The sequence below is a fragment of the uncultured Nostoc sp. genome (assembly GCF_964245575.1).
Lineage (GTDB): Bacteria > Cyanobacteriota > Cyanobacteriia > Cyanobacteriales > Nostocaceae > Nostoc.
Map to the genome: position 1 here is coordinate 27370 of NZ_CAXTNP010000047.1, position 6839 is coordinate 34208.

The 6839-nt window shown below is 39.1% G+C and carries 2 protein-coding genes and 3 pseudogenes; 4 read left to right on the forward strand and 1 reads right to left on the reverse strand.

All coding sequences use genetic code 11. The features are described from left to right. Window positions 1-153: 153 nt before the first annotated feature. Window positions 154-1707: a cation:proton antiporter gene (locus tag ACFFAP_RS10345; RefSeq protein WP_375511132.1), complete on the reverse strand. Its 1554-nt coding sequence runs from the start codon at window positions 1705-1707 to the stop codon at window positions 154-156. A gap of 91 nt (window positions 1708-1798) precedes the next feature. Here ACFFAP_RS10345 and ACFFAP_RS10350 point away from each other — a divergent pair. The 4 genes and pseudogenes from ACFFAP_RS10350 to ACFFAP_RS10365 all read left to right on the forward strand — a co-directional run. Next, a pseudogene (locus ACFFAP_RS10350) lies at window positions 1799-2044 on the forward strand (IS701 family transposase); the annotation flags it as partial. A 578-nt stretch (window positions 2045-2622) separates the two neighbouring features. After that, window positions 2623-2937, forward strand: a pseudogene (locus ACFFAP_RS10355) (translation initiation factor IF-2 N-terminal domain-containing protein); the annotation flags it as partial. A gap of 520 nt (window positions 2938-3457) precedes the next feature. After that, window positions 3458-4951 (forward strand): annotated as a pseudogene (locus ACFFAP_RS10360) (DEAD/DEAH box helicase); the annotation flags it as partial. Further along, window positions 4929-6761 (forward strand): hypothetical protein, encoded by a 1833-nt coding sequence (locus ACFFAP_RS10365; RefSeq protein WP_375511133.1) that lies wholly within the window; start codon window positions 4929-4931, stop codon window positions 6759-6761. The pseudogene ACFFAP_RS10360 and the gene ACFFAP_RS10365, both read left to right, overlap by 23 nt. The last annotated feature ends 78 nt before the right edge of the window (window positions 6762-6839 follow it).

A 6839-nucleotide genomic window follows, 5' to 3' on the forward strand; every position in this document is an offset into this window, starting at 1 on the left:
AAGCTCAGAGGTTTACTCACGAAGCTCAGAGGTTCATCAACGAAGCTCAGACTATGCCCAAAGCCCAATGCCCTGCAAAAGCCTTGATATACAAAACTTTTGAATGAGTGACTTTTGAATGAGTGACTTCCGCCTTGCGGTAATCCCCAATCCCTAATCATCTTCTAATTTCAACAATTGTTCATCAAGAGCTTGTATCCGCACGCGCACAATTTCTTCTGAGAGAATTCGCTTCCGCATTGCCTCATTGAGCGCTCCTTTTTCTGCCAACAGTAAACGTCGGCGAATGGCATCAAGTTTACTGCTGTTGCCACTTCTGCCTTTTAACTGATCAGGACGACGATTATAAAGTTCCCGCAGTGTCTTTTCTGCACCAGCAATTCGCACCTGATAAGCTGAACGCATCTCTTCATAAACGGCTTTTGGTAACACCCCTGATTTCAACAAGCTATCTAATTCATCCTGTGCTGCCTTACCTGTCATCAACTGGGCTTGTAATTCTTCAACCTGTTGTTGAGCTTCTGAAAATTTAGATAATTTTAAACGTTTTACCACCCAAGGCAAAGTTAAGCCCTGTCCTACTAACGACACCAGCACACTGCCAAAGACTATAGCTATGAGGACTTCTCGCCCTGGCAGTGTGGTAGGTAAGCTCAACGCCAGAGCCATTGAGAGTGAACCTTTGATGTTGCCTAAAAACAGTAAATGTTGCCAACGTAGCGGAATTGGGCGGTCAATCCACCGAACGCCTGCTAGTAGAGGATAGACTGTAAGAACTCGCCCGACTTGATAAGCCAAAACTGCAAGTAGAATTGCAGGTAAAGTTTTCCACAGCGTTACCAAGTTTATTTCTACACCAATCAACAGAAAAATAAAGGTGTTGACAGTAAAACTGGCATATTCCCAGAAACTCAACAAGGTGATGCGATTAGAAGCAGAAGTATTGCCAGAAAGCCCTAAATTCCCGAAAATTAATCCAGCTACAACTACAGCCACAGGACCTGATACACCGATAAATTGCCCAACCTGAAAAGTTCCTAATGCAACTGCGACCGTCAGTAAGAGACTACTAAGAGGATCATCTAAACGGGCGAATATAGGTATACTCAAGTAGCCCAAGACTAACCCCACAAGGCAGCCTCCTAGAGAGATAAATAGCAGTTGTTGGATTCCCTCTATAAATGTGAGTGAGCCTGTTGAATATACTTGCAAAACCAGGTTGAACATAACTAGGGCAGCTGCATCATTGAATAGGGTTTCTCCTTCAACGATGGTGGAAAGCCGGGAGGGCACCGGTATTTCCTTAAAGACGGCAATCATTGAAACTGTATCAGTGTTTGCCAGCATTACTCCTACAAATAAGGCTGGTATCCAACTCAGTCCCAGCCCAAATTTCAAGAGTAGGGCAATAATAGCGCTGGAAAGCACAGCCCCTGGCCCAGCTAATAGAGCAATTGGTTTAAAGGTACTGCGTAGGCGGCTAACATCTGTATTAATACCAGCTTCAAAGATGAGAATTGGCAGAAAAAGATCCAAAACAAGGGTTGGATTTAAACCAATCGGACGAGATAATAGCTCAGTGATGGGCAAACCTGCTAATACTAAACCCATAACATAAGGGATTCGGAACCGCCGCGACAGCAGAGCTACACCTGTAGCAAGCAGCAAGAGAATAATTGAAACTTTGACTAATTGAGTTACATCCACTATTACGTTCTGAAAAGTTATTTTGACTTTAGTAATGCTACATTAGCAGCTTCAGGGTGTGGGTTTGGAACGGTGAATTTCTTCCACTTGACTCAAAGGAAAGCGAAATATTGCTATCGTCATGTAGGTGGAACACCTTGCCGAAGGCTACGCTGTGACTTTTTCTCAGTCCACTGATATTGACTATATTATCACCAATGTTTATTTATTAATTGTTACACAAAGGTGGATAGTTCATACCTATTCTAAAAAAATTGGGTAGAAGTTTTTTATCGATAAGCTCTCGTGATGGTTAGGACTAAAAGAATATCAAGCTAGAGATAAAATCAGCCTAATTTAATATTTTGTATGGGTATTTTGTGCCTAAAATTTTATTCTTTGGCATCAGATAAATGGAGAGTTTTAATCCGTGATTTTTACGCCTTATCAAGGCTCAATCTAAAGATTGACAACAGCAACTCCAAAAAAAGGAAACTTATCTCAATCGATATCAGTATTTTATTCAAGATTGGATAGGAAAATTAAAAGATGCAAAAGTATTATGGAATGTGCTTTTTAGGCATTTTAAATGGTTGCTCTATTTACGCCGTGGCGTACTAGATAGTAATTTTATTTGATTTGTGAAAATTCAAAAGTTTAGATTACCGACTCACTAAGAAGTAGGTAATTTTATTGTTGGTGGGCAATATAGCAATCCGATTTGACTCCTGAATTACTCGTAGAAACTCTTTACTGAGGACTCTTTACTGGGGACTGGGAAGAAGGAATAAAGGTGTACTGAGTTTTTTTCAAAAATCAAATATGAGTCCTATAGTACCGCAAATAAGCAAAGTAGCAGAAGTTGAAGATGTTGTTCCTTGCCAGCATTTGGGAATACTAGACTTGGAAAACTTTGTTGGCAAAGGCAAGCGGTGCATGAATAACGCACAAGTCAGAATCTATGAGCTATCAAAAGAATTGAATTTGGAGAACAAAGAATTAATAGCAATTTGTAAGCAACTCAATATCGTGGTCAAAAGCTATAGCAGCAAGATTTCAGAGTCGGAGGCAGAACGAATCCGTTTGGCTGCTGAAAAACTTGCATCTACAAATGGGACACCCAAAAATGAATTATGTATAACCAGCCGTCAACCAAAGTCACCAGAAATTATCTCTCAAAATCCACTTGCTCCACTTCAGAAAGAACAAATTTCAGAAATTCCTAAACCAGCTGAAGCAACTAGCACAACATAGCATTGATGACATTGAGAAACCACTAGGGGTCTGGGGTCGGATTATTGAATGGGTGCTTGCGATTGCTCTCAAGCAGAAAAGTTTGCATTCCATAACTCAAAAGTTACGTCCATATAGCCGCCGTTATGGTGCGGCGGTAACTCTTGAGGCTATTAAGAGACAAACCCAGATTATATGTCAAAGAGTTCAACCTCTTGAGAGTGAATCGGCTATCTCCAGAATTACAGTGGAGGTAGCCAAAGGCATGGTTACGAGTGCGCGTACATGGCTGAAGCAACTAGAGGCTGAAACAGAAATAGAGCAAATCCAGCTTGAGGTTGAATTAAATGAACAGATGAGGTTGGCGACTAATGAACAGCAAAAAATATCTGCTAATCAAGAGCAGCTAGAAACTTATCACAGTGAAGCTGACTTCAAATTTCAAAGAGCGATCGCACTCTTACAAGAACTCTTCTCCTTCCCATCCTTACCCAAAGAATTAAAACTTTTAGTGCAAGAATACTTCGATAATCCTTCAAATATTCTGACTAAAATACCACAATTTAGAGCAAAAATACGGGACTGGGAAAATCGTACCAAGCAACTTGATACTTTAATTTCCTTAATCGATCTTTTTGCTATACTTTCCACTAGCAAAGACCTGCTCATAATTCGCATTACTAGCTTGCAGAAAACAACGGAAACCTACAAAAGCCAATTTATAGAAACTCAAAGTCAAATACAGAAAATTGTTGAGCATTTACGGCAGCAATTAGAATACATATCAACTGAGCAAACTTGGTGGCAGTCAATTGGGGAAGCAATTCCTGGTAAATTCAAGCTTGAAGTTGATTCTACAGACTTGTTTAGTATGGAATTTTTACGCAATATCAAGACTAAATTTGAAGATTGGCAACAGCAACTCCAAAATGAAGAATTTTATCTCAATAGATATCAGCAATTTGTTCAAGATTGGATAGGAAAATTAAGAGAGCCAACTCAAGGCGATGCCTGCGGCGGGCTACGCCTACGCAACGATTTAAGGCGTATTTACCTAGATAATGCCAATGTCGTTGGTATCACTTGTGTTCAAGCCGCAAATTACGATTTTTCCCAAGAATTCAAATACTTTGATGTTGTCATTATTGATGAAGTAAGTAAATGTACTCCTCCAGAGTTATTAATCCCCGCTTTGAAAGGCAAAAAGTTAGTCATGGTAGGCGACCATCGACAATTACCACCCATGCTTGACACGAATACTTTAGAGGAAGTTTCACAAGAGATTGGTAGCACAAATACAGAATTACAATTATTGCAAGAGTCACTGTTTAAAATTCAGTTTGAAACTGCTAATGATAGCATCAAAAAAATGTTAAATATTCAATATCGAATGCACCCGAGAATTATGGGGGCAATCAATCAGTTTTATGATGGTAAACTAGAATGTGGTATTTTAGAGCCGGATACAAAACGCGCACATAATTTCGCAGGCGAAATCATCAAAGAATATCACCATCTTATCTGGGTAAAAATGCCTGGAGGTAATGAGTTTCAAAAGGAAACGATAGGAACTTCATTCTTTAATACTCCATAAATTTATGCGATTGAGCGTCTATGTCAGCAATTTGAGAGTACTTGGGCTTCTAGAGTTGCTAATGGTGAACCAAAAAAAGAAATCGCAGTGATTACTTTTTATGGTGCTCAACTCAGAAAAATTGATGAACGCTTGCAATCTAAAGATTTCCCATCGCTGCAAATCACCACTGGTACAGTAGATCGATTTCAAGGTATGGAACGACCTGTTGTAATTGTGAGTATGGTTCGCAATAATAGTAGAGGAGATGTGGGATTTGCCAAGAAACCAGAACGAGTTAACGTTGCATTTTACCGCGCTCAAGAATTACTAGTAATTGTGGGTTGTCATTCGCTATTTACTCAGCAGCGTGGACAAGTCGGGAGTATGTACTCCGAAGTTTCAAATATCGTGCATATACATGGAGGTTTCATTGATGTTTCTCGCCTCTTCTGCTAAACCGATTGATGACAATCTCAAGAATTATGTAAACGAAATAGAAGCCCAAAGTCCTAGTTTATCAGTTTTAGCAGCGCGTCAATTTTGCTATAGCTTGCGTCAAACTCCTCTAGAACTAAATATCAAGGAACCTCGCCAGTTTAACGTACTTGAAGAATTTATTATCCGCGCTGCTATTGAATTTCAACCTCCGCCAACAGAGGATGAATTAGCCTCTGTACTTGGGCTTGATTCTGTTTTTATTAAAACTACTACTACAACTCTTCGTTCCTTACAAACTCTATCACCAACATCGCCACTAACAGTTACTCCAGAAGGTCGCTCATTTTATGAAAAAGGGTCTGTACCACAGCCGCCATATCCTATACAAGTTTATGCTATTACAGACCCTTTAAGCGATAAGATAACCTTTCAATCTGAATCTTTAAATGAGACAACCATAACTTTACCTGACTTGGCAGACTTTATCGCTATCGATAATACAATTGCTGATATCTCTTCCTTACCGCTTGAGGAAATCCAAAAAAGTATTCAAGCTTCAGGTTTAGCACTTCATGTCCCAGAAGAGGGAAAAATCGTTACTTCGTGCAAGGTACTAGCTTCGACTCAAAAAATTTGGAGAAAAATATCACTTTTCATTATCTTCGATGCCCTTGAAGATAAATTGACCATTCAAATAAGAAATGGAAAGCAAATTTTAGAGTCAGCATCAAATTGGTTAGAAGTGCTACACGCTAAAGGTAAAATATCTTTGCAAGCATTATGTAAATTGTCAAGCGAAACTATCAATTTTGAACGTGAAGCCATTCTCAAGCAGAAAAATACTGAAATAGAAGCTAGGCTTGAAAAGATTAGCCAAAAGGCGCTAGAAGCTGCCACAAAAGCTACTGATGAGGTAGATAACTATAAAGCGTTAGGTGAAGCAGTACAGTTACGCGATGGACAAATTAGCCTAGCTTTTTCAGAAATTTTAAATTCGGCTAAAAGTCAGATTCTAATTTATTCTCCTTGGGTGAATCAAGCAGTTATCAATGAAAAATTTCTAACTTTGTTACAGAAATTAGCTAATCGCGGAGTTTGGATTTTAATTGGACATGGAATTGCGCAGCGACAAGAAGATGAAGATAAACCAATTCCACCAGAACTAGAGAAAAAACTTCGAGCGGTTAAAACACCTGAGGGTTTGCCATCTGTACAGGTTTTTTGGTTGGGAGATTCCCATGTTAAAGAAGTAATAGTTGATAAAGAAATCCATCTTTGCGGATCTCATAACTGGTTATCCTATCGCGGCGATTACCTACCACGAGGTGAGTCAGTTTATAAAGTTACAATCCCACATCAAGTCCAGGAAGCTTATGAATTTCTCGCTAATCGCTTCCAAAATCACGCTCAAAATTTATGGGAAAATGCTTTAGAAAACTGCGATTCTAAACTTGCTATAGAGTCTTTATGTGTGTGGGGTGCGCTAGGTATGGAAGATATTGCACTCAAAGAGATACAGAAAAATAATTGGTTTGAACTTCTGCCTGTATGGTTGAATGTAGCACTACAGGGGTTAAAGTCTAAAAATTTCTCAGGGAATTCAGCAAGTTTTAAAACTGCACTTTCGTTACTGAGTCAAGTTTCTATTGAAGAGGCTTTTCTTGAGCAATTGCAACAGGGATGGCGTAAAGTTATCGGCGCGATCGCAATCAACAATCCCAAAACTGCTTTCAACTTACTTAGTGATGAAGTCTGGGCGGAGTTTCTACGTCTCAATATTGCCCAAAAGAGTGATTCACCTGATAATTTTATTTCGCAATATATCTAAAATAAAACAAAAATATTACTGAGCTTTTCGGTTTAAATTAACTGTAGTTCTCAATATACATGATACTGAACTATTAAT

Bases quoted from the DNA above. Each gene is read 5' to 3' on its own strand.
- ACFFAP_RS10365 (WP_375511133.1), top strand. From the start codon at position 4,929: ATGTTTCTCGCCTCTTCTGCTAAACCGATTGATGACAATCTCAAGAAT.